The sequence below is a fragment of the Arcicella sp. GW458-12-2-14-TSB2 genome, from assembly GCF_059423785.1.
In genome coordinates this window covers 38,222-60,907 of the sequence record NZ_JBWKYN010000006.1, presented here as the reverse complement: position 1 = coordinate 60,907, position 22,686 = coordinate 38,222, and the positions used below count along the sequence as shown (strand labels likewise).

The following is a 22,686-nucleotide window of genomic DNA, read 5'->3' as shown; positions in this document are numbered from 1 at the left end:
TCATTACTTAATCGTAATTCATATCCTGAACATTTCAATGAATAGAAAAATATTATTGTTCATTTTAGGCTTTTGCTTATGTATCAACAATTTTTTGAACGCCCAGTCGATTGCTGGTGTATGGCAACAAATAAATAAGAGTGGCCATACAACGACGCTGATTTGCACTGAAAATTATTTGATGTTTGCTGTGTATAAAGTAAGCGACAAAAAACTTGTCAGTAGTGGCGGAGGGAGCTTTGAAATATTGAAAGCTGATGCTAAAACGATTTTGTCTTACAAAAGAGACTTCAACACAGAAGATTCTACGTTGGTTGGTTTAACAGTAGCGAATATATTTTCTATTGACAACAAGAAGTTGACAGTTGCTCAAGGCCCTTTAGCAGGTACTTGGTCTCGTATTGAAGAAAAAGCTAATCCAACGCCTCTTTCAAATGCTCTGTGGCGATTACGTGCGAAGGAAGATAAAGACTTTAAAATGCAAACCGTATTTAAAGGACCTTTTAAAACAATAAAAATATTATCAGGTCAATACTTTCAGTGGGCGAGTTTCAATATTGATACCCATCAATTTTTTGGCACTTTTGGAGGTGTTTTTAGCAAAAACAAAGAGATGTATACTGAAAAAATCAATTTTTCGTCTAACAATATCAAAGTAGTAGGTACTTCATTTGAATATGATTGTGTATTAAATGGCAAAGACTGGATTCATGCTGGACAAACGTCAAAAGGTGAAAGAACACATGAAATATGGGAAAAAGGCTATTAATCATTGAAGCTAATCATTTAAGCTTTAAACATTAAAAAAGGGATAATGTCTAATCAGACATTATCCCTTTTTTAGTTTAGATAAAAAAATAATGCTCTATGCAATCCAAGCTTTAATGTATTGCGTAGATATGTTTGAAAGCGTGAAAAAAGTGAATGATTAAAACGATAATGATTTTTAAATAAATAAATGCCGCCATGCAAAAGTTAACAAAAATATTTAGAATAACGGGCATAATCATTTTAAGCCTTTTTGTAGGTTTCGTTGTGTATGCAAATTGGGAAGAGCCCCCATTATCAGACCGCCTCAATCTAAAACCAATTTCTCTAGCTGTTTTTAACCTCAATCGTGAATTGTCTGAACATGATAGTTTAAATATCGCCAATAAACTATCCACTAACACAGGTATTACTGCTGCCACAGTAAATCGTATGGGAAGAACAGTTAGTGTTACTTTCCACGGAGATGAAACCTCAGAAGAAGCGCTCAATAAAGCGATTACTTCTGAGGGCTTCAGTCCAATGAAAGTAGATTTTACGGCTTTTAAAGGGCCACAATGCCCCGTACCGACCGAATACATTGATTTTTTTTTAAATGCCAAGAAAGCGTTATGCTTTAGATAATGCATTTATTCCATTACCCATCCCATTTTAACCGATATACTTCGTCTATAGTTACGTTAATTATTATTACTCACTAGTTGTTTTAATTACTCAATGCTCTTTTTGCTCGTATATTTCTAAAACTAATCGTAAAAGTTAGGCATCTCGAGCGTGCACTACTTTTGCAATCATCGGTAAAATTTTAATAACATGAAAAAAACAATGCAACTATGGGGGGCTTTCCTCATGGCAGGGATACTTGTGTTTACATCTTGCAAAAAAGATGAAGAAGTAGTAGCTCCAAAATCTCTGTATGAACGCCTAGGTGGAAACGCAGCTATATCGGCTGTTATCGACCAGTTTATTGCCAATGTAGCTGCTGATGCTAGGATTAATGCTTTTTTTGCAGATGCAGCGGCTGACCCTGCACGTTTGACTAGATTACGCAATAACCTGATTAATCAAGTTGGAATGGCTACGGGTGGGATGGAAAAATACACAGGACTTGACATGAAAACAGCTCACAAAGGGATGGGAATAGAGGAGGTACACTTTAATGCTTTGGTAGAAGATTTATCTTTATCATTGGATAAATTCAAAGTGCCTTCTACTGAAAAAACAGAGTTGTTAACTGCTTTAGCAGCCCTTAAAGGAGATATTGTTGAGGGTTCTACGAGTGTTTATACACGTTTAGGAGGAAATGCCGCAATTACGCTAGTTATCGATGATTTTATCGGAAAAGTAGCTGCAGATGCTCGTATTAATTCATTTTTTGCTGCGGCAGCAGCTGACCCAGCTCGTTTGAATCGTTTGAAGATGAACCTAGTCAATCAGGTTGGACAAGCTTCTGGTGGACCAGAAAAATACACAGGCAAAGATATGAAGACAGCCCACAAAGGCATGAATCTAACAGATGCTCATTTTAATGCATTAGTAGAAGACCTGACGGCATCTTTGGTGAAATTTAAAGTAGAGTCGAGGACTAAAATTCAGTTATTGACAGTTTTAGCGAGTTTAAGAGGCGACATTGTAGGACAATAATTTTACGGCTAAAGGGTAAAGGGTTTTCTAGCATAGAATATAGTATTCCATCTTAATAATCCCTTTGCCCTTTTTTTAAAGTGTTTTATAGTTAAAAACTATTATTATATATAAATTATCAATTTTTACTATTGAAAATCATTCTGTAATTTTGTTTCAGGTTTATATGGAAGAGTAAATTGCTAATGAATATTAACAATAAAGTTGACAAAAATCAGTTTCGAATATTTAAAACAAACCTACCTTTCGGGCAGAATTTAAAAGGCTTAAAAATTGTATTTTTTTTATAAATGAAGCCAAAGAACGGGCTTGTTATTTATAAGTATTCTAAATTATTGATAAGTATAAATAATTAGCCGTTATTAGAACCAATCATAATCATTCGTGTTGTAATTTTACACAATTATTCAATTTGTGAAAATATGGCACACAGCATTACAAATTGTTTAATTATATAGCGACCAACAGAGGTAATTAAACCTCATTGAAGCGAATCGGAATTGTAAGGAGTCATGGAAAATATTTTCAAAGCATTAAGTTTATCATATAAGTCTGCCCCTTTAGCGGTGCGAGAACAAGTAGCTCTTACTGAGGAGGAAATTAAAAATTTCTCACTTAAAATCAGAGATTTATTTGGCATTCAAGAAAGCCTTGTTGTTTCTACTTGCAACCGTACAGAAGTATACTACGTATCAGAACAGAACATCACGGCGGCATTAATCAAAGTGTTATTAATCGAAAAAGGGATTACTGATACTGCTTTATATTTTGATTATTTCCATCAACTAAATACACAATCAGAGGCTGTTCAGCACCTTTTTGAAGTAGCAACAGGTTTGCATTCAAAAGTAGTTGGTGATTTACAAATACCTAACCAAGTTAAACAATCTTATCAAATCGCTGCTGATTTGAATATGGCTGGCCCATTCCTTCACCGTTTGATGCACACTATCTTTTTTGCAAACAAACGTGTTGCACAAGAAACATCTTTCCGCGACGGGGCAGCTTCAACATCGTATGCTGCAGTAGCTTTAACAGAAGAAGTAACTAGGAATATCAATAATCCCAAAGTATTAATTTTAGGGTTAGGCGAAATAGGTATTGATGTTTGTAAAAACATGGCGGACCAAGAATTTGCAGAGATTACGGTAATGAATCGTACGCTTGCAAAAGCAGAAAAAATTGCGGCTGGTCGTAATTTCAGAATTGCTGATTTTGCAACGTTAGAAAGAGAAATTAAAAGAGCCGATGTAATTATTTCTTCTGTAATGATTGATAAACCAATCGTTACCAAAGAATTGATTGAAAAAATAGGTATCCTTACGTTTAAATATTTTATAGATTTATCAGTTCCTAGAAGTGTAGAAGACAACGTAGAGGATATTCCAGGAGCATTAGTATATAACATCGATAGCCTTCGTGTACGTGCTGATGAGGCATTGAAAAGTCGTTTAGCATCAATTCCTCACGTACAACGTATTATTGCAGAAGCCATCGTAGGATTTGATGATTGGTCGAAAGAAATGGTCGTTTCGCCAACGATTAATAAATTGAAAAATGCTTTAGAGCAAATTCGTAAAGAAGAGATGGCTCGCCATTTAAAGAATCTTTCACCAGAAGAGTCTGAGAAAATCGAGAAAATCACGATGGGAATTGTTCAGAAAATCATGAAGCTACCTGTACTTCAATTAAAGGCAGCTTGTAAACGTGGAGACGCAGACCAATTAGTAGATGTCATCAATGAATTATTTGATTTGGAAAAACAATCAGATACTTCAACTTATAGTCACAGTCACTAATAGGAGAGATATAATACTTTGAGAACCTGCGAATTATTTCGCAGGTTTTTTGTTTTTAGGTAAATATACATTTCAACACTATGCTTATAATTCGCAGATTTGTTCGTATTCTTCCTTTTGTATTGCTGATATTATTAGCGATATGGGCTTGGGAGAAATTTAAAAGTTTAAAGAATCCTTTTGGTGATACTGAGCCCGAGGTATCGCATAGCGTATTGCTACAAAAAATAACCTCGATGGGTAAATTGGAGTTGGTAAAATATAACTTTAGAGATGTGGTTGAAAGTCGTATTAAAAAGAATTTTTTACCAGATGCCAAAGTATTACTAATTGTAACGGGCGAGGCCACAGGGTGTTTGGATTTAACTAAGATTAGAGTAGCTGATATTACCGAAGAGGATAGTGTGCTAGTAGTTCATCTGCCAGAACCAGAGATTTGTAATTATAAAATCGACCATTCCAAGTCAAGGGTTTATAATACTGAATATGCTTTTATGGACGAAGCAAAGCTAGTAGATGATGCTTTTAAAAAAGCAGAGGTACAAGTAGCACAATCAGCCAGAGAAATGGGGATTTTAGACCAAACAAAAAAATCGGCAGAACAGATTTTAAAACCATTTTTGGAAACAGTATCGAAAAAAAAGGTGATTTTGAAATATTCGATGAAAGATAAAAAAAGAGAATTGGGTTAAAAAAATAGTGGATTAGTCGTCAACAACTAATCCACATGAAATTATTATCTATGCCCGAAAATAGCAGAGCCTACTCTTACTAAAGTAGCTCCTTCTTCCGCCGCAATCAGAAAATCACCTGACATTCCCATAGAAATTTCTTTTAACTGAAAGTTCTCTGTTTCAGGAGTTTGTTGTTTTAGTTCGTCAAAAAAAGTCTTTAAACTTCTGAATTCTAACCTGATTTGATTTTCGTCATCGGTGTTGGTAGCCATGCCCATTACACCCACAATTCTGATGTTGTTCATGCTGTGGAATTCATCGGAATTTAAGAGTTCTTTGGCTTCATCTTGTGATAATCCAAATTTTGTTTCCTCCTCAGCAATATAAATTTGCAATAAACAGTCAATTATTCTATTATTTTTAGTAGCTTGTTTATTAATTTCCTGAAGTAGTTTTAAAGAATCAACAGAATGTATCATTGTTACAAAGGAAGCCATATACTTTACTTTATTGCTTTGTAAATGACCAATCAGATGCCATTCAATATCTTTAGGCAGTATTTCCCATTTTTCAACCATTTCTTGGACTTTGTTCTCACCAAAGATTTTACAGCCAGCTTGATAGGCTTCTTCCAAATCAGCAATAGGTTTGGTTTTAGTAACAGCTATCAAACGGGCAGATGTGCCTTGTAACTGAAACTTGATATTATCTAAATTTTTTGCAATGCTCATTCTTCAAAAATTTTGGTAAATACTTGTATTTTTGTGTTATCGGGGGTAAACACTTAGTTTTACAAAATTAAACCAAACTTATAACGTTTAAAGTTAATACAACCATAAATTATCAAATACTAGCCAATGGAGGAGTATAATCCAAATAGACAAAGTGAACAGAAACTTAAAATCGCCGTTGCTGTATTGATTATTTTAGTAACAGCACTAGGGTTTTTATATTTCAGAGAACGACAGTTTAATAAAAGAAATGAAGAACTAGGTATTTTACACGCAAAGGACTTATTAGTCGCCACTACTAAATTAGACTCTATTGAAAACCAATTAAATACCAAAATAATTGAGATTAAACGGTTAGGAGGTGACGTAAGCGAGCTAGTTCGTGCTAAAGAACAATTGCAAAAAGACAAAATAGCCTTACAAAAATCAGAAGGATTTTCGATGAAAAGGTATGAGTCTAAAATCAAGAAGTATCTTACTTTACTCGGCGAAAAAGATAATGAGCTAATCAACCTAAGGAAAGAGAATGGTATTTTAGCAGCCATGAACGATTCGCTCAGCAAAGAGGCTCAGGCATTACTTCAAGACGTTACTTATGCCCAAAAAGCGCTGAACGATTCTGCCATCAATTATACGCTTCGCCAAAAAGAATTATCAGAAAGGAATAGAGAGTTATCCGAGAAGGTTTCGCAAGCATCTGCTTTGCATGCTGAAAGCATTAATGTGTATGCGATTTCTACCAAAGGAAAAGAAAGCGACGGGGGTGTATATAAATCAAAAAAGGTTGATAAAGTAAGAATCACCTTTTATTTGCAAGAAAATCCTTTGACAAATCGTGAAGCAAAAGTAATCTTTTTAAGAATTATCGACCCACAAGGACAGTCAATTGCTGATATGAGCACTGGTTCGGGGAGCTTTACTTATAAGAATAAAGAGGTTACCTATACTGCTAAACAGAAAATTGTTTACGATAATAGTCACCAATCTGTTGAGTTTGTATATAGCCGTGGACAAGCCTATAAAGAAGGCAGACACATCATAGAACTATACGCTGAAGGCTATAAAATAGGGGATGGCTTCTTTGAAGTAAAGTAATGAATAAAGGGATTTCCTACGGTGAATCCCTTTAATTTTGGTATATAATATCATTTCTTCAAAGCCGAAGGCGTATAACCATATTTCTCTTTGAAAGCTTTGATAAAGTGAGACACACTTTCGTAGCCTATTTCCATACTGATTTCCGACACATTCTTCTCTGTTTTTTCAATCTGCAAACAAGCGTATTCTAGTCGTTTATTTTTTATCCACAAAGCAGGAGTCGTATTGAACTCTTGTTGAAAATCTCTTTTAAAAGCAGATAAACTTCTTCCTGAAAGCCTTGATAGTTCCTCTAACGACAGCGGTTTTAGATAATATGAATTCATCAAAAACGCCAAATCAGGCTTTTCCCCTTTATACAAGCTGAATAGAATAGATTTAAACTGTTTGGAATGGTCTATTTCTAGGATGTGCAAAAGCAACTCTTGAAGTTTTAGCCGTAAGAAATGATTCAAATACTGGGTTTCATGATGAAAGTAAGGAAAGATGGATTCCGTAAATTTATCCAAACTCTCTGTGATTTCTAAGACCAATAGTTCATTAGTGTTGTTCCACATTCCTTGCAAAGTTTGGCTACGCTGATATTCTTCAAAGAGGTCTAAGTGTTGACTAACAAATTCCTTCAGAAGTTTTTCATTAAAGAAAAACACTAAGCTCCTATAGCTTGCGTCAATCGTTTCTTGCATCAGATAATACCCCCTCGGAATAAAAACAACACTGCCTTTGCGGACAAGGATAGTTTGGCTAGGTAAAGTAAAACGCTTTTCGCCATCTAGTACAAAAATCATGGCGTGTTCTTCAAAAAACACTTCGTTTTTTAGCGGTGGGTCTTGATCGCGATAAGCAACGAAGGTCATATCCTGAATTTTCAAGGACTGAAATTCACCAGCATGTATAAGGGAAGGGACTCTAATCATAGCAAAAATTTATACATTTCTTTTGGTATTTCAATAGTATTTAGGCAGAAAAATTGCATCACTATGACGCATTTTTTGCAATGTCCTGTCCTGAGGTTCAATCTTTGTTAAGAGTTTTTAACTTTTTGAATGCAACATTCTGCATAAACTTTGCATCTTCTTAAAAAAATCATCAAAACACTAAACGCTATGATCTTTAAACCTACGTTATTTGTATTATTCCTACTTATTACCATTCAGACCTTCGGACAGTCAACTATCTCAGGAATAGTAGTTGACGAAAAAAAGCAAGCTGCTTCTTTTGCCAATATATTAATTTTGAACGAAAAAGATTCTACGATGCTAAAGGGAGCTGTGGCAGACGTCGATGGCAATTTTACCGTTTCACAAATCCCTCATAATTCCTATTTGTTATCCATTACGGCAATCGGATACAAAAAATATTATCAAAAAATTGATGTACGTGCTAATCTGAATGTTGGAAGTATTCAACTGGCGTTAGAGTCTAAAAACCTTGCAGAAGTAGAAGTAACTGTTAAGAAACAATTAATAGAACGAACGGGCGATAAAATGATTATGAATGTGGATGCTAGCCCTGTTACTTCTGGTTTGAACGGTTTAGAGCTGATGGAAAAAGTGCCAGGCGTTACGGTAGATAGAAATGCGGAGACGATTAAAGTAAATGGAAAAGCGGGGGTCATGGTGATGATTGATGATAGAAAAACCTATCTAAGCGAAGAGCAATTGGCCAATTTCTTGAAAACATTAAAAAGTGACGACATCGATAAAATAGAAGTAATCACAAACCCATCAGCCCGTTACGATGCTTCAGGTACTACGGCCATTATCAACATCAAAACCAAAAAAGGAAAGAATTTTGGGACTAATTACATCATTGATATGGGTGTTGGCTATAGTAATTATAAAGAATATGGTAGTTTCCCTAAAAACAGTCAGGGAATTACGATGAATGCTAAAAAAGGAAAATACACTGTTTATGCCAATCTTAGCCGAAATTATATGACTTGGCTAAATGCCGCCAATGAATACCAAGAATTATTTAAAGGAGACCAAGTTGTTGAAACACGTAAAAACGTTGGTAAATCTTTAGGAAGTGGCGAATCGTGGTCATCTAAATTTGCCTTTGATTATGACTTTAGCAAGAGTACAAGCCTTGGCGTATCGTTACAAGGAGCTATTTCTGATAACCCCCTAGACAGAACGACCAACCAAGTTAATAAGCAAGAGAATGTAACTCAGTTGATAGAAATGATTCGTAACAGAGATTATACTAATAAAAACTTCTTGATTAATACCCATTGGAAACAAAATTTTGATACATCAGGAACAGTGCTGAATGTTGATTTTGATATAATTGTAAACAGGACAAAATCCAATGATCGCTTTCAAACATCTACGGTATTTGAAAGTCAAACAGATTTGGTGAAAAACCAAATTATTGCTCCTGATAACGCATTGACTTATGTTTTTAAAGCAGATTTTGTTAAAAACCTTACTAAAAAAGTAAAGCTAGAGACTGGGCTTAAAACAAGTTTTTCGGATAATGAAAAAGACTTTAACGACAATTTTAGAGACAATGGCACATTAGTAAACTCTTATTTCCGTTTTAGACAAAATATCTATGCAGGGTATTTTATGCTAAACGCTGAACTAAGTAAAACCCTGAACTTACAACTAGGTTTAAGAGGAGAACAAACTGATAATTCAGGAAAAGATAGAGATGGGGTAGGGCTTTCAGCACAAAATTATTTTAACCTGTTTCCTACTCTTTCATTAAATAAAAAAGTAACGAAAGACTATGCCATTTCTTTTGGGTTTTCTAGAAGAATCAACAGACCAGATGCTAACAATTATAATACATTCAATCGTTTCTTTTCGCCACAACAATATTCAAGAGGTAATCCAAATTTGTTACCATCTATCCAAAACAAAGTTTCTTTGACACACACTATTAAAGATGCTTTTAGCTTTAGTTTTGATTATGTAAAGATAGACCAGTTTTTTTCAGATGTTTACGACCTCGACACTACTTTTATTACAGGACGCAGGTATATCCGCGAATCTGTTGAAAACGTAAATGGGAAAATATCATGGTGGAGTTTCAGTACATCTTTACCATTTAATTTGACCAAATGGTGGAATGTTAATATCAACATTTGGAGTGGTATTAATGTGTATAATTATCAAAGAGAAAAGGCTGTAGTAGATGTCAACCAGTTTTATAGCGGGCTTTATCTTCAACAAACATTTACGCTTAATAAAACCCTCTCTGCTGAGATTTCAGGTTATATCAATTCAGGTGAAACATGGGGTTTTGAAACCAGCAAAGCTCAAGGTGCTTTCGATTTAGGTATCAAGAAATTCCTGTGGGATAAAAAAGGTACCTTGAAGATTTCTATCCAAGACCCTGCTGACTTGAACCGTTATAAAAATGTAGCCCGCACGACCGAGTTGACTTCTGCAGGGGAGTACCGTTGGGATAACCGTAGACTAAGAATCAATTTTACGTATAATTTTGGTAATACCAATGTAAAAGTCAATCAGCGCCCAAGCGATAATGGTAATGATGGGGGTGGGTCTAGAGGCAGAAATTAATCGAAATATTTTGCTTTAATCTTGCGTTCCCAATCTATATCTTCTAACTTCAACATTCACAGAGAAATTGCTGATTTTCAGTTTTTTCTCTGTGAATTTTTTTATACTCAAAGCTATGGAAACTCTTCAATTAACCATCCAGCATCATATTGCTCATCTTGTTATCAATCGTCCAGATAAAGCCAATGCACTCAATCAAACGGCGTGGAATGAAATTTTGAATGTATTTACTGAACTCGACGAAAACCCAGAAGTAAGGGTGATTGTCTTGGAAGGAGGTACAAGCAAGCATTTTTGTGCAGGAATTGATTTGAGCTTGCTAATGTCAGTTACGCAAACACAAATACCTTGTGATAGTCGGCGAAGAGAAAAAATACGTAAAGATATTTTAAGCCTACAAGCACCTATCAATGCCATTGAAAATTGCTCAAAACCTGTCTTAGCAGCTATTCACGGAGGTTGTATTGGCGGAGGAGTAGATTTGATTTGTGCGTGCGATATGCGCTATTGTACAGATGATGCATATTTCAGTATTAAAGAAATTGACATGGGGATGGTAGCAGATTTAGGTACTTTGCAAAGATTGCCCAAACTCATTAGTGATGGCTTAGTACGAGAAATGGCATACACAGGTAGAAATGTAGACGGCAAAGAGGCTAAAGAAATTGGGATAGTAAACCGCACCTTTAGTGATAAAGAAACGATGTTGGGGGAAGTAATGAAATTGGCAGAAACGATAGCACAGAAATCTCCTGTTGCTATCAGAGGAACTAAGCATATTTTATTACATACGCGTGACCATTCAGTAGCCGATGGACTAAATTATATGGCTACTTGGAATGCAGGAATGTTACTTTCAGCCGATTTACAAGAAGCTTTTGAGGCTAAAATGACAAAAAGAGCGACGAAATTTGAAAATTGAATAATAATGTACTCCATATACCTTAGTATATTTGTGAAGAATTGACAGACAAGGCTTTTATGCCAACAACTTATGCTAACGAAGTTACAAATAAAAAACTATGCTTTAATTGAGCATCTCGTACTAACCCCTGATGTTGCCTTGAACATTGTTACAGGCGAAACAGGTGCGGGAAAGTCTATTATGTTGGGTGCCATAGGATTGTTATTGGGCAATCGTGCTGATACTCGTACACTTTTTAATCCTAACGAAAAATGTATCATCGAGGGCGAATTTGATGTTTCTGGCTATATTATCAAGAATATTTTTGAAGAAGAAGAGTTGGATTATGATGAACATTGCGTGATTCGCCGTGAGATTTCCCCACAAGGCAAAACTCGCGCTTTTGTCAATGATACGCCTGTAAATTTGGAGACACTTCGCAGAGTAGCCACCCAATTGATGGATGTGCATTCACAACATGATAATTTACTATTGGGTGCCAACGACTATCAGCTAGAAATTGTAGATACTTTTGCACAAAATCATGAATTGCTAGATACCTACAAAAAGGATTATCAGGCTTTTTATAAGGCACAAAGAGTATATGACCAGCTCAAGGTAGAAGCGAAAGAAAGTAAAAAAGAGTTTGACTATAATGCATTCCTGTTAGATGAATTGCAAAAAATAAAACTAAAAGCTGGCGAATTAGAAGTATTAGAACAAGAGTTAAATAAGCTAGAGAATGCGGAGGAGGTAAAGTCAAAATTACTATTATCAGCCGAATACCTTAATGCAACTGAACAATCAATCATTCCATTGTTGACTTCAACGTTAGCGAATTTGAATAGCATCAGTGCTTTTGGGGAACAATATTTACAATTAAAGCAACGTCTGCAAAGTTGCTTGATTGAGCTAAAGGACATAGCAGTAGAAGTAGAAAATGAGGCAGAAGAGGTAGAATTAGACAACGAAAAAATTGCTACTATTCAGCAACGCCTTGATATTATCTACAACCTTTTACAAAAGCATCAAGTAAAAACAGATGTTGAATTGTTGATTATTCAGAAAGAGTTAGAGCAAAAAGTAAATAAGGTACTGAATATCGACGAAGCCCTTGAAACGGCAAAAGGCGAGGTAGAGAAAACGGAAAAACAAGTATTAAAAAGTGCTGAGGCTTTGTCAGCATCAAGACTTTCGGCTTTGCCTATCATCGAAAAACAAATAGCTGATTTGTTGAAAGACCTAGGAATGCCTAATGCTAGCTTGAAAATAGAAAATGAAATCATCAAGCCTTCGCCAATGGGGATTAATGTGATTAATCTATTATTCTCAGCCAATAAAGGCGTTAAGCCACAACCTATCAAAAATGTAGCCTCTGGTGGGGAATTTAGCCGTTTGATGTTGGCGATAAAATATATATTGGCTAATAAACGAGCATTACCAACGATTATTTTTGATGAAATTGATACAGGAATATCTGGTGAGGTATCGATAAAAGTGGGGAATATGATGCGGGAAATGAGCCGAAATCACCAATTAATAGCCATTACCCATCTTCACCAAATTGCAGCACAAGGGTCAGCACACTATTTTGTGTATAAAGATAATTCTTCAGACAGAACCGTTTCAAGAATTAGAAAATTGACTAGCGAGGAGCGAGTAATGGAAATAGCCCAAATGATTGGAGGCGAAAATCCATCCAGAGCAATTGTTGAAAATGCTCGTGAAATACTAGGTAAACACCTTGTCAGCTAAAAATATTGACACAACTAAACGTTAAGACTTAAAAGTTTGTTATAAAAATATCGCATTTCATACTAAACTGAAAACCATCAATATGAAGAAAATACTGTTGCCAATTTTAATGCTACCGTTTGTTTTTGCCTGCTCGAAGTCAGAAGACAAACAAAAAAAGATGATTGATGAAGTAATGGCTGTTCATGATGAAGTAATGCCCAAAATGGATGAAATTATGACTTTAAAAGGACAGCTAGATTCTGTCGCTAAAGTATCACCTGATTCCCTAAAAGCAAAAGACCTGTATGTAGCCTTGGATTCTGCGGATGTACAGATGATGAATTGGATGGAGAAATATAATCCAGAAGAAGTAAAAGGTAAATCGGAGGAAGTGGTAGTAAAATATTACGAGGAAGAGAAAAACAAAATTATAAAAGTAAAAGAGTTAACTAATGCTAGTATAGAAGAAGCAAAAGCTTTTTTGAAAAAATAGCACTCGTGCTTGCAAATTATTATGAAGGTAAATGTTGTTCAGTCTTTGTCAGTAATCTTTTTAATTGTGGCTTTAGCGAGTTGTAGTAAAGCGCCTAAAGAATTACCTTATTTAGGTAATAAGGAACCTATTAAAAAAGTGGTTGATGGTGGTAAAGAAGTAGTTGATACGCTTTATCATACCATTCCAGATTTTGAATTTATCAATCAAGACTCTGTGAAAATTACACAAGAGTTTGTTGCAGGCAAAATTTATATAGCAGATTTCTTTTTTACGACTTGCCCTACCATTTGCCCAAAAATGAAAACGCAGATGTTAAGGATTTATGAAAAGTATAAGGATAATCCTAACGTAGTATTATTGTCGCATTCTATTGACCCACGTCATGATACCCCTGCTGTTTTAAAAGAGTTTAGAAGTAATTTAGGCATCAAAGGCAATAGTTGGCAAATGGTTACGGGCGATAAAGCTAAGATATACGAAATCGGACAAAAAAGCTATATGGTATCAGCCGCCGATGACCCTACACAGCCCGGTGGCGTAGTACATAGCGGAGCCTTCATTTTAGTAGATAAAAATCGCCATATTCGTGGCCTTTATGATGGAACTGTCGCTGCAAAAGTAGATAATTTGATGGAGGATATGGAGATACTTTTAAAAGAAACAAGTTCAAATAAATAATTACATTATTGAAACACATTTTGATGTCAACCCGATATATTACCCATAAATTAGGTTTTGCTTTGTGCTTAATTACCTTGTTTGCCATGACTGCTTGTGATAGCAAAGTGGAGATTAAACGAAAACAGTATTTTGTTGATGGACAGGCTTTGTATAAAATGCACTGTGCGAATTGTCACCAAGAAAAAGGAGAAGGCTTGGCAGGATTGTATCCGCCGATTGCAGGTTCTGACTTTTTGACCAAGAATAAAGAATTAGTACTGTGTTCGATGCGAAATGGTTTAATGGATACCATTGTAGTAAATGGCAAAACTTATCATCAACCAATGCCTGCTAATACGCAATTACAAGCACTAGATGTAGCCGAAATAGCAACGTTTATTTATAATGAATGGGGTGGCGAAAAAACGATAACTAATGTAAAAGATGTAGAGAAGATATTAAAGACCTGTAAAAATAAGGTAGAATAAACAAAAGAGGCGATGTTCAATACATCGCCTCTTTTGTTTATGGCAAACTATTCACCTTAACTGTACCAGTTACTTTTCTAATAGTATATTCTGTAAAATCCTGATTTGAATCCATTCCTATGCCATGTAATATATTTTCAGGGGTTTTTACATCAACGGGCTTATCTGTATAAATCCTCTTGGTATCTGGGTTCCAGTATAGTTCGTCGGTAGCTAAGGTCTCGTGTTTTATCTGGTTGTTGATTAGTACCCTTCCCATGATGTGGTACACATTCCTAATACGAATATACCTTGCTGAATCACTCCTCAAAGTAGTACTATTATTCCCCAGTTTATCAAAAAAGAAAACCCTTACTTCATTAGGATACACCTTATCTTCATTCGGCATTGTCAATTGACTTTCTGTTGACATTCTAACAACTAATCTGGCAGAATCTGAATAAACCATGTTTACACCATATATTTCAGACAGAGGGCCATTATACAGCTTTTTGACGATTTCTTTTTTCTCTTCATAGCAAGCTGTTAGACAAATACTCAATAAACCAATAAAGACGAATAAAAATGGGCGTAAAACAGATTTGACAACCCTTGTCTGAGTTGTCAAATCTGGAAATAGCTTCATGTATATTTTTAATTGATTCATACAATTAGAATAATTAATCAATTTTTGGTTTACGGAACCAGTAAAAGTCACCTAATGAGAAGCCAACAACTACTTTGCTATATTGCTCTTCTAAGCCGTTACTCGAAAGTACTCCTCTTTTCCCTCTAACAAAAGCAATGTTTACGTAAGAAATAGTACGCAAAGGCAACGATACTCCTACAGAAAAGCTCATGTCTTTGGCCGCTTCATTACCATTATAGCTATAAGGAGATTGCGTATAGTTAGCTCCTACACGATACATTACATGATTGAAATAACCAGAAATAGCATCAAACTTTGGAATATACTCAGCACCAACTGCTACAGTATAAGCATCTCTAAGACCTTCCGATGAGCCATTTAAGTTTTTATAGCCAGTCCATTTTGTAGTAGAGTAATCTAATGAAACCACTAATTTTCCTGGTTTTTCAAGGCTAACACCAAATTTATAATTGGCAGGAAGTGTTATACTTGCATTCGGGTTTGATAGGGTATCAGCATTAATAAGGGTAATGCCCGTGGCATCATAAATATCGAATCCGCCAAGATTCTTTAAACCAATCTTTTGGGCAAATTCAGCCGTTGCTCCCACATTCAAAAAATACTCTTTGCTGATTTTTGGTCTCCACAGGTAGCCTAATTTAAAGTGGACACTTGAGTAATTAGAACGGTTAAAATATTTTACCTGATAATTTTGTCCGTCAGTAAGATTTTGTGTAGTAATATCTCGGTTGATTACACCGAATAAATAAGAGGTTTCAAGCCCCACATACATATTTTTAGTAATCCTTACACCATTGCTAACAATCGCTTTATTAAGACCACCATCACCATTGTAAGTAGTTGTCGAGCTGTCTGTTCCAATTACGTTAAGTTTTCTAGAAGTAACAGTTTTATACTCTACGTTAGAATAAGGTGTTAAACCCAATGCTAATGTCCAACGTGGTGAGGCAGGTAAAGATAACATTACAGGGCCTAAAGTTCCGTTATAGGTATTAGAACGTTGTTTGCCATCTTGCATCGCTTTGAATTCGGTATTTACACCCATTTCAAAAACAGTATAGCGGTTTCGTGCTAACATGGCTGGGTTCAATGTATTTACATAAATACCATTAGAACTAGCAACACCTAAGCCACCCGACATTGAACTTACTGCTGTTCCACCATTGTAAACCTCACCAATTCCTAAGAATGAAAATGGAGAATTTGTTTGTTGAGCTTGTATTGAATGAAATGCCAAAAGGCAAGAAACAGCCAAAAATAAACGAGAGAAAGACTTGAATAGGAACTTAGCAGAAAATGCTTGATTGTAACTTTTTCTATTTACAACCCTTGAAGGGATTGTTGCTCGCATAAAATTTGAAATACTATTTATTTTGTTCGACATTATATTCTAAAATTCTGTTAAGTCCAATCAGCACCAACTCTGGAATTACAAAGTTCGGGTATTTTATGCGGTTTGCAAAGAATGTAGCATCTCCGCCACATAAAATGACGTTAATTTTTGTTAAAAGCTTGTTATATTCTTCAATAAATCCATTAATCTCAGCAGTTATGCCGTTCATTACGCCACTTTGCATGGCATGGGCTGTACTTTTCCCCAAAATAATAGGGGCTTCTGCTGGTTCTAATAACGGCAAACGTTTCGTAAAAGTATTCATAGCAGTAAAACGCATACGTACGCCAGGGGAGATAATGCCGCCATGAAAGTTTTCTTCAATATCAACCAAATCGTAAGTAATACAAGTCCCCATGTCGATAATCATGGCATTGTTTTCAGGAAAAACCACTCTGGCACCAATCGCCGCAGCAATGCGGTCGGCTCCAAGGGTTTCGGGCGTATCATACAATTTAGTGATGGGAACAGGCGTGGTATTTTTTAAAAATAACAATTTAGCCTTAGTATTATCAAAATCCTGCCTTAATTGCTCTTCTGAATAACTAACTGTTGAAATAATAATATTGCTTGGCTTCAAGTGTGTTACATATTCCAATAATGCCTGATATGTAAAAGAGCCTTTTGTTTCTATCAGTTTTCCTTGTTCAAAAAGACCAATTTTAGCAAAAGTGTTTCCTAAATCTATAGCTAAATTCATATAAAATAGAAGGTAAAAAATTGCCTTAGGAATAATTTTTTCACATAAAAGTGAAAGTACATCGTTTAAAATAAAAGCAAATTTTACAATTTTGGGAACGAGTTTTTAAAATTCTTGTGTTCACTCCAAAAGATGATTACCATCTTTGCAGAAAAAAAAATAAATATTATGGAATTCTTAGAGTCTGAAATTCTTGAAAATAAAGTTAATGATATTCTCTGGTTTATTGGAATTATAATTGTTGGCCTATTAATAAAGCGTTTGTTGTCCATATCGTTAAGTAAAATACTTTATCGTTTTATTAGGCACGATAAAGTATCTTTTCATACTTGTATTGAGATGCTCAGAAAGCCCGTCGAGCTTTTTATCATTCTATTGATGGTTTATATTGCTTTTCAATACCTACACTTTCCTACTTCTTGGAATTTGGTTGCTAGAGAAACATTTGGACTGAGAATGGTAGTATTGAAATGTTATCAATGTATCCTGATTTTCTCTATTTCTTGGATTCTGATTAGATTGATAAAATTCATTGCCTTGATTTTTCAAGAACGTGCCGCACTGACAGAAACTAAGCTAGACGACCAGTTTGTGCCTTTCTTCAAAGATTTGGCCATTGTGACGTTATCTGTTACTACCTTCTTTACCATGCTCGGGATTGTCTTCAAGATAGATGTAGTGGCTTTGGTTACAGGGCTTGGTATTGGGGGGTTAGCTATTGCCTTGGCAGCCAAAGAAACCTTGGAAAACTTGTTTGCGTCATTAATGCTTTTTATGGATTTGCCTTTTGTGGTTGGCGACAATATTCAGATAGATAAAGTATCAGGCGATGTTGAAAAAATTGGTTTTAGAAGTACACGTGTAAAAACGGTAGATGGTAGTGTCGTTACGATTCCTAACCGCCTACTTACTGCACAAGCGTTAGAAAACATGAGTACTCGCCAATTCCGTAGAGCAAAATCATTAATCCGACTTCAACAAGATACTTCTGCTGATACCATTCAAAAAATTGTATCTGAGATTCAGGAAACAGTAATGGCTCATAAAAATATCTATACTCCAGACCCTGGCGTTACTCGTTTTGATGGTATTGGTGATGGTTCATTAGACATTCAGGTGGCTTACAATGTTGATAGTAATAACGTGGTTATTTTAAACACTACTCGCGAAGAAATTAATTATAAAATTGTAGATATCGTAGAAAGAAACGGAGCAAAGTTCGCTAATCCTGTTGGCAGGCTATAATTTGGAATAATATTTTTTATAGATAGCATTGTGTTTTTTGTATATTTGCACAACTAACTGTTTATAAATAATATACTATTTTAATGAAAAAAAAATTAACCACATTGCTTACCGTTGTTACAATGTCAACAATTCATGCCCAAAAAGTTTATCCAACACTAGGAAAAATCACTCAGTTTGATGCCACACTTGGAAGTTTACTTCCAGTGGATTCAAGAATTGAAATTTTGTCATCAGGCTATGTTTGGTCTGAAGGACCTATCTGGAATAAAAAAGGTAAGTATTTACTATTTTCAGATGTTCCTGCCAATACTATTTTTAAATGGGATGAATCAGAAGGAGCGACAGTTTTTTTATCGCCTTCGGGCTATACAGGCTTAGGAGAATATAGTGACGAACCTGGGAGTAATGGATTGACGATTAATAAAAAAGGAGAATTAGTAGCCTGTGAGCACGGTGACCGCAGGGTATCATCAATGTCGCTAACTAAAGGTGGTAAAAGAACATTGGCTGATAATTATCAAGGGAAAAGGTTTAATAGTCCTAACGATGTAGTACAGCATTCAGGCGGAGCTTATTATTTTACAGATCCCCCTTATGGATTGGCTAAAAAAGATAAAGACCCAAGTAGAGAACTTGAATTTGGCGTCTATCGTATTGGTACAGACGGTGAAGTAACATTGGTCGCTAATGATTTGATTAGACCAAATGGTTTAGCATTTTCGCCAGACGAAAAGATTTTATATGTTGCACAGTCACATGAAGACAGTGCCATTTATATGGCTTATCCAGTAAATGCAGATGGAAGTTTGGGCAAAGGGAGCATCTTTTTTGATGCAACCTCTATGGTGAAAAATGAGCAATTAACAGGTCTGCCAGATGGCATGAAAATAGACAAAAAAGGTAATTTGTTTGCTACTGGCCCTGGGGGAGTATTGATTATATCTCCAGCAGGAAAACTGTTGGGAAGAATAGAACTGGGAGGTGGTATCCCTACATCCAATTGTGCTTGGGGAGACGATGGCTCAACACTTTATATTACAGCAGATATGTATCTATGTAGAGTGAAGACCTTGACTACAGGAGTTGGGTTTTAGCTCTTTAGCTGTGAGCGATGAGCCGTCAGCTTTGAGATTTTTTAAGCTGTCAGCTTTCAGATATCGGGCTTCGGTTATAGGCTTTTTACTTTGGCTTTTTTTTAATCAGTGTGAATCTGCGTATCAAATCAGCGTAAATCAGCGGGTAAAATCAAGCTTTCAGACATCGGATTTCGGTTGTCAGCTTTTTTTGCCTTTTTAAAAAAATCTGTGTGAATCTGCGTATTAAATCGCCGTAAATCTGCGGGTGAAATAAAGCTTTCACACATCATTCAATGCCAATAAAACAAAAAGACTCAGGACAAATCCCGAGTCTTTTTATTTAATAAATAAATTTCAAAGCTAACAGCTCATTGCTCACAGCGAATTACTTACTCAAACTAGCAATCATTTCTTCCAAAGCCTTGATTTTCGATTCAGCATCAGCCAATTTTTGGCGTTCTCTTTCTACTAATTCTGGTTTGGCATTGGCTACAAAGCGTTCGTTTGCCAATTTAGCTTCGGTTGATTTTTTGAAACCTAAATTATACTCCAATTCTTTTTGTGCGTTGGCTAATTCAGCCTCAACGTCTATTTCCCCAGCAAGATTAATAAAGAACTCATCAGCTTTTACGACAAACGAAAGAGCTCCCTCTACCTTATCACTTACATATTCAATCGTTTCGGTATTTGCCAACTTTTGAATAATACCTTCTAACGTTTGATAACGTGATTTATCATCAGTTTTGATAGATAATGGCAACGCTGTTTTAGGCGAAAGTTGCTTAGCATTACGCGTTTCACGGATTTTGGTAACAATGGTAAACATTACCTCAAAATCACCTAAAAGCTGGGCGTTTACTTCGCCCGCAATTGGATAAGCTGCTCTACAAATACTTTCAGTTTCTCCACGTTGACTAATCGCCTGCCAGATTTCCTCCGTAATAAATGGCATATATGGATGAGCCAAACACATCAATTTTTCAAAGAGCGTAATTGTAGCTTCAAACGTCGCTTTATCAATAGGCTGTTCGTAAGGAGGCTTAATCATTTCAAGGTATTTACCACAGAAATCATCCCAAATCAAATTATAAATTGACAAAAGAGCATCAGAAATACGGAATTTCACAAAATGCTCTTGAACATCAATAATCGTCTGATTCAAACGAGATTCAAGCCATTGAATGGCTAATGAATTTTCCTGTGGTTGTGAAATATCTGTTGCATTCCAACCTTCTACCAAACGATAAGCGTTCCAAACTTTATTACAGAAATTACGCCCTTGTTCTACAAGTTTTTCATCAAACATCAAGTCGTTTCCAGCAGGAGAACTAAAAAGCATCCCTGTACGAACGCCATCAGCTCCGTATTGAGCAATCAAGTCTAATGGGTCTGGTGAATTACCAAGTGATTTAGACATTTTACGACCTAATTTATCCCGAACGATACCTGTTAAATACACATTTCTGAAAGGCAATTCGCCTCTCCATTCGTATCCAGCAATAATCATACGAGCTACCCAGAAGAATAAAATTTCTGGTGCTGTTACTAAATCGTTGGTTGGATAATAATATTTAATATCCTCGTTGTCAGGATTTTCGATGCCATCAAATACAGAAATTGGCCATAACCAAGATGAGAACCAAGTATCCAAAACGTCTGGGTCTTGTGTCAAATCTTCTTCAGTCAAAGCAAATAATTGTAATTCGTGTTGTGCTTTACGCAAAGCTTCACGCTTACTTTTTGCCACGATAACAGTGCCGTCTTGCAAGTAATAAGCAGGAATCTGTTGCCCCCACCAAAGTTGTCTTGAAATACACCAATCTCTCACATTTTCCATCCAAGACGAATACATATTCTTGAATTTCGGTGGATACAATTTGATGTTATCATTCATCACATTTTCTAACGCTGGTTGAGAAACCTCCTTCATCTCTAAAAACCACTGTAGCGACAACTTAGGCTCAATAACAGCTCCAGTACGCTCAGAAGTTTTAACGATAGATTTGTATTCTTCTACTTTTACTAAATGTCCCGCTTCTTCTAACTCTTTAACAATATTTCTACGCGCTGCAAAACGGTCTTGACCTACAAATAATACAGCTTTTTCATTCAAGAAACCTGCATCATCCAAGATGTCGATTACTGGTAATTTATGTTTTAAGCCTAATTCGTAGTCATTTAAATCATGAGCAGGCGTTACTTTTAAACAACCCGTTCCAAAATCCATTGTTACGTATTCATCTAAAATGACAGGAATAGCACGACCTAATAATGGAATCGTTACTGTTTTGCCATGAAGATGAGTATAGCGCTCGTCGTTCGGGTTAATACAAACAGCCGAATCCGCCATGATAGTTTCAGGGCGAGAAGTTGCAATCGTTAAGCTTCCTTCTTCTCCAACAACATTATAAGTAATGTAATATAATTTTGCTTGAATATCTTTGTCAATTACCTCTTCGTCAGATAACGCAGTTTTCCCTTGTGGATCCCAGTTTACCATTCTTACGCCACGGTAAATTTTCCCTTTTTCATACAGACGCACGAAAGTATCAATTACAGCTTGATACAATGATGGCTCCATCGTAAAACGAGTTCTATCCCAATCGCAAGAAGCACCTAGCTTTTTCAATTGTTCCAAAATAATTCCGCCGTACTTATCTTTCCATTCCATGGCATAAGCCAAGAATTCATCACGCGTTAAATCTTTTTTCTCGATACCTCTTTCTTTCAACATCGCCACTACTTTTGCCTCCGTTGCGATAGACGCATGGTCTGTACCTGGCACCCAACAAGCTTCCTTGCCTTCCATTCTTGCCTTACGAATCAATACGTCTTGAATAGTATTGTTCAGCATGTGCCCCATGTGGAGTACACCTGTTACGTTTGGCGGTGGAATTACAATAGAATAAGGTTCTTTGTCTGGATTTGGTTTTGAAGCAAAGAATTTATTATCGAGCCAATACTTGTACCATTTGGCTTCAATGTCTTGTGGAGCGTATGTTTTTGAAATCATTTTATAAGAATTGAGAGTCAGCCTTTCTACCCTGACGGAAATTTGTTGCAAAGATACGGATTTTGAAGGAAAGGA

Annotated in this window: 20 protein-coding genes; 14 read left to right on the top strand and 6 right to left on the bottom strand. The window is 35.8% G+C overall.

The genetic code is table 11. The features are described from left to right. Positions 1-37 precede the first annotated feature (37 nt). The 5 genes from AC07XN_RS01665 (at position 38) to AC07XN_RS01645 (ending at position 4,903) form a co-directional block, all read left to right on the top strand. Positions 38-769, top strand: a complete 732-nt coding sequence (locus tag AC07XN_RS01665; protein ID WP_494741807.1) for a hypothetical protein — start codon at positions 38-40, stop codon at positions 767-769. A gap of 197 nt (positions 770-966) precedes the next feature. Beyond that, entirely contained in the window at positions 967-1,392 is a 426-nt protein-coding gene (locus tag AC07XN_RS01660) for a heavy-metal-associated domain-containing protein (protein ID WP_494741806.1), read from the top strand. A 189-nt stretch (positions 1,393-1,581) separates the two neighbouring features. Next, positions 1,582-2,412, top strand: a complete 831-nt coding sequence (locus AC07XN_RS01655) for a group I truncated hemoglobin (protein ID WP_309914889.1) — start codon at positions 1,582-1,584, stop codon at positions 2,410-2,412. Between the two features lie 512 nt (positions 2,413-2,924). Next, the gene (hemA, locus tag AC07XN_RS01650; protein ID WP_494741805.1) at positions 2,925-4,211 is read left to right on the top strand and encodes a glutamyl-tRNA reductase; all 1,287 of its coding nucleotides are present in this window, start codon (positions 2,925-2,927) and stop codon (positions 4,209-4,211) included. 80 nt (positions 4,212-4,291) lie between these two features. Then, on the top strand, positions 4,292-4,903 hold the full coding sequence (locus AC07XN_RS01645) for a DUF4230 domain-containing protein (protein WP_309914895.1): 612 nt from the start codon (positions 4,292-4,294) through the stop codon (positions 4,901-4,903). Between the two features lie 44 nt (positions 4,904-4,947). Here the strand turns inward: AC07XN_RS01645 and AC07XN_RS01640 are convergent, their stop codons facing one another. Next, positions 4,948-5,616, bottom strand: a complete 669-nt coding sequence (locus tag AC07XN_RS01640; protein ID WP_309914897.1) for a YggS family pyridoxal phosphate-dependent enzyme — start codon at positions 5,614-5,616, stop codon at positions 4,948-4,950. Positions 5,617-5,742: 126 nt separating this feature from the next. On the opposite strand from AC07XN_RS01640, the gene AC07XN_RS01635 reads away from it, so the two are divergent. Continuing rightward, positions 5,743-6,711 (top strand): DUF8428 domain-containing protein, encoded by a 969-nt coding sequence (locus tag AC07XN_RS01635; protein WP_309914899.1) that lies wholly within the window; start codon positions 5,743-5,745, stop codon positions 6,709-6,711. A gap of 50 nt (positions 6,712-6,761) precedes the next feature. On the opposite strand, the gene AC07XN_RS01630 is transcribed toward AC07XN_RS01635, so the two are convergent. After that, positions 6,762-7,631 (bottom strand): AraC family transcriptional regulator, encoded by an 870-nt coding sequence (locus tag AC07XN_RS01630; protein ID WP_309914901.1) that lies wholly within the window; start codon positions 7,629-7,631, stop codon positions 6,762-6,764. A 189-nt stretch (positions 7,632-7,820) separates the two neighbouring features. On the opposite strand from AC07XN_RS01630, the gene AC07XN_RS01625 reads away from it, so the two are divergent. From AC07XN_RS01625 to AC07XN_RS01600, 6 genes are all read left to right on the top strand, one after another. Beyond that, on the top strand, positions 7,821-10,247 hold the full coding sequence (locus AC07XN_RS01625; RefSeq protein ID WP_494741804.1) for a TonB-dependent receptor domain-containing protein: 2,427 nt from the start codon (positions 7,821-7,823) through the stop codon (positions 10,245-10,247). Positions 10,248-10,362: 115 nt separating this feature from the next. Continuing rightward, complete coding sequence (locus AC07XN_RS01620) at positions 10,363-11,169, top strand: crotonase/enoyl-CoA hydratase family protein (RefSeq protein WP_494741803.1); 807 nt, start codon at positions 10,363-10,365, stop codon at positions 11,167-11,169. A 72-nt stretch (positions 11,170-11,241) separates the two neighbouring features. Further along, positions 11,242-12,906, top strand: a complete 1,665-nt coding sequence (gene recN / locus AC07XN_RS01615; RefSeq protein WP_494741802.1) for a DNA repair protein RecN — start codon at positions 11,242-11,244, stop codon at positions 12,904-12,906. Between the two features lie 82 nt (positions 12,907-12,988). Further along, positions 12,989-13,381 carry a hypothetical protein gene (locus AC07XN_RS01610; protein ID WP_309914911.1) on the top strand — a complete coding sequence of 131 codons (393 nt, stop codon included), beginning with the start codon at positions 12,989-12,991 and terminating at the stop codon, positions 13,379-13,381. Positions 13,382-13,402: 21 nt separating this feature from the next. After that, positions 13,403-14,062 (top strand): SCO family protein, encoded by a 660-nt coding sequence (locus AC07XN_RS01605; RefSeq protein WP_309914914.1) that lies wholly within the window; start codon positions 13,403-13,405, stop codon positions 14,060-14,062. 23 nt (positions 14,063-14,085) lie between these two features. Beyond that, the gene (locus AC07XN_RS01600) at positions 14,086-14,532 is read left to right on the top strand and encodes a c-type cytochrome (protein ID WP_494741801.1); all 447 of its coding nucleotides are present in this window, start codon (positions 14,086-14,088) and stop codon (positions 14,530-14,532) included. Positions 14,533-14,569: 37 nt separating this feature from the next. Here the strand turns inward: AC07XN_RS01600 and lptC are convergent, their stop codons facing one another. Genes lptC through AC07XN_RS01585 form a run of 3 tightly spaced genes read right to left on the bottom strand, consistent with a single transcriptional unit; the run spans position 14,570 to position 17,274 of the window. Further along, on the bottom strand, positions 14,570-15,178 hold the full coding sequence (gene lptC, locus AC07XN_RS01595) for an LPS export ABC transporter periplasmic protein LptC (protein WP_494741800.1): 609 nt from the start codon (positions 15,176-15,178) through the stop codon (positions 14,570-14,572). A 13-nt stretch (positions 15,179-15,191) separates the two neighbouring features. Beyond that, complete coding sequence (gene bamG / locus AC07XN_RS01590) at positions 15,192-16,532, bottom strand: BamG family beta-barrel-assembly machinery protein (protein WP_309914924.1); 1,341 nt, start codon at positions 16,530-16,532, stop codon at positions 15,192-15,194. Positions 16,533-16,545: 13 nt separating this feature from the next. Continuing rightward, the gene (locus tag AC07XN_RS01585) at positions 16,546-17,274 is read right to left on the bottom strand and encodes a type III pantothenate kinase (protein WP_494741799.1); all 729 of its coding nucleotides are present in this window, start codon (positions 17,272-17,274) and stop codon (positions 16,546-16,548) included. 168 nt (positions 17,275-17,442) lie between these two features. On the opposite strand from AC07XN_RS01585, the gene AC07XN_RS01580 reads away from it, so the two are divergent. After that, entirely contained in the window at positions 17,443-18,519 is a 1,077-nt protein-coding gene (locus tag AC07XN_RS01580; protein WP_494741798.1) for a mechanosensitive ion channel family protein, read from the top strand. Positions 18,520-18,602: 83 nt separating this feature from the next. After that, positions 18,603-19,616, top strand: coding sequence for an SMP-30/gluconolactonase/LRE family protein (locus AC07XN_RS01575; protein ID WP_494741797.1), 1,014 nt, complete (start codon positions 18,603-18,605; stop codon positions 19,614-19,616). A gap of 367 nt (positions 19,617-19,983) precedes the next feature. Here AC07XN_RS01575 and AC07XN_RS01570 read toward each other — a convergent pair whose 3' ends face one another. Next, a complete protein-coding gene (locus tag AC07XN_RS01570; RefSeq protein ID WP_494741796.1) occupies positions 19,984-22,611 on the bottom strand; it encodes a valine--tRNA ligase in 2,628 nt (875 codons plus the stop codon). Positions 22,612-22,686 lie beyond the last annotated feature (75 nt).

What these genes read in the sequence shown, in the direction of transcription:
- AC07XN_RS01665 (WP_494741807.1), top strand. Translation starts at nt 38, where the DNA reads ATGAATAGAAAAATATTATTGTTCATTTTAGGCTTTTGCTTATGTATC.
- AC07XN_RS01660 (WP_494741806.1), top strand. Translation starts at nt 967, where the DNA reads ATGCAAAAGTTAACAAAAATATTTAGAATAACGGGCATAATCATTTTA.
- AC07XN_RS01655 (WP_309914889.1), top strand. Translation starts at nt 1,582, where the DNA reads ATGAAAAAAACAATGCAACTATGGGGGGCTTTCCTCATGGCAGGGATA.
- hemA (WP_494741805.1), top strand. Translation starts at nt 2,925, where the DNA reads ATGGAAAATATTTTCAAAGCATTAAGTTTATCATATAAGTCTGCCCCT.
- AC07XN_RS01645 (WP_309914895.1), top strand. Translation starts at nt 4,292, where the DNA reads ATGCTTATAATTCGCAGATTTGTTCGTATTCTTCCTTTTGTATTGCTG.
- AC07XN_RS01640 (WP_309914897.1), bottom strand. Translation starts at nt 5,616, where the DNA reads ATGAGCATTGCAAAAAATTTAGATAATATCAAGTTTCAGTTACAAGGC.
- AC07XN_RS01635 (WP_309914899.1), top strand. Translation starts at nt 5,743, where the DNA reads ATGGAGGAGTATAATCCAAATAGACAAAGTGAACAGAAACTTAAAATC.
- AC07XN_RS01630 (WP_309914901.1), bottom strand. Translation starts at nt 7,631, where the DNA reads ATGATTAGAGTCCCTTCCCTTATACATGCTGGTGAATTTCAGTCCTTG.
- AC07XN_RS01625 (WP_494741804.1), top strand. Translation starts at nt 7,821, where the DNA reads ATGATCTTTAAACCTACGTTATTTGTATTATTCCTACTTATTACCATT.
- AC07XN_RS01620 (WP_494741803.1), top strand. Translation starts at nt 10,363, where the DNA reads ATGGAAACTCTTCAATTAACCATCCAGCATCATATTGCTCATCTTGTT.
- recN (WP_494741802.1), top strand. Translation starts at nt 11,242, where the DNA reads ATGCTAACGAAGTTACAAATAAAAAACTATGCTTTAATTGAGCATCTC.
- AC07XN_RS01610 (WP_309914911.1), top strand. Translation starts at nt 12,989, where the DNA reads ATGAAGAAAATACTGTTGCCAATTTTAATGCTACCGTTTGTTTTTGCC.
- AC07XN_RS01605 (WP_309914914.1), top strand. Translation starts at nt 13,403, where the DNA reads ATGAAGGTAAATGTTGTTCAGTCTTTGTCAGTAATCTTTTTAATTGTG.
- AC07XN_RS01600 (WP_494741801.1), top strand. Translation starts at nt 14,086, where the DNA reads ATGTCAACCCGATATATTACCCATAAATTAGGTTTTGCTTTGTGCTTA.
- lptC (WP_494741800.1), bottom strand. Translation starts at nt 15,178, where the DNA reads ATGAATCAATTAAAAATATACATGAAGCTATTTCCAGATTTGACAACT.
- bamG (WP_309914924.1), bottom strand. Translation starts at nt 16,532, where the DNA reads ATGCGAGCAACAATCCCTTCAAGGGTTGTAAATAGAAAAAGTTACAAT.
- AC07XN_RS01585 (WP_494741799.1), bottom strand. Translation starts at nt 17,274, where the DNA reads ATGAATTTAGCTATAGATTTAGGAAACACTTTTGCTAAAATTGGTCTT.
- AC07XN_RS01580 (WP_494741798.1), top strand. Translation starts at nt 17,443, where the DNA reads ATGGAATTCTTAGAGTCTGAAATTCTTGAAAATAAAGTTAATGATATT.
- AC07XN_RS01575 (WP_494741797.1), top strand. Translation starts at nt 18,603, where the DNA reads ATGAAAAAAAAATTAACCACATTGCTTACCGTTGTTACAATGTCAACA.
- AC07XN_RS01570 (WP_494741796.1), bottom strand. Translation starts at nt 22,611, where the DNA reads ATGATTTCAAAAACATACGCTCCACAAGACATTGAAGCCAAATGGTAC.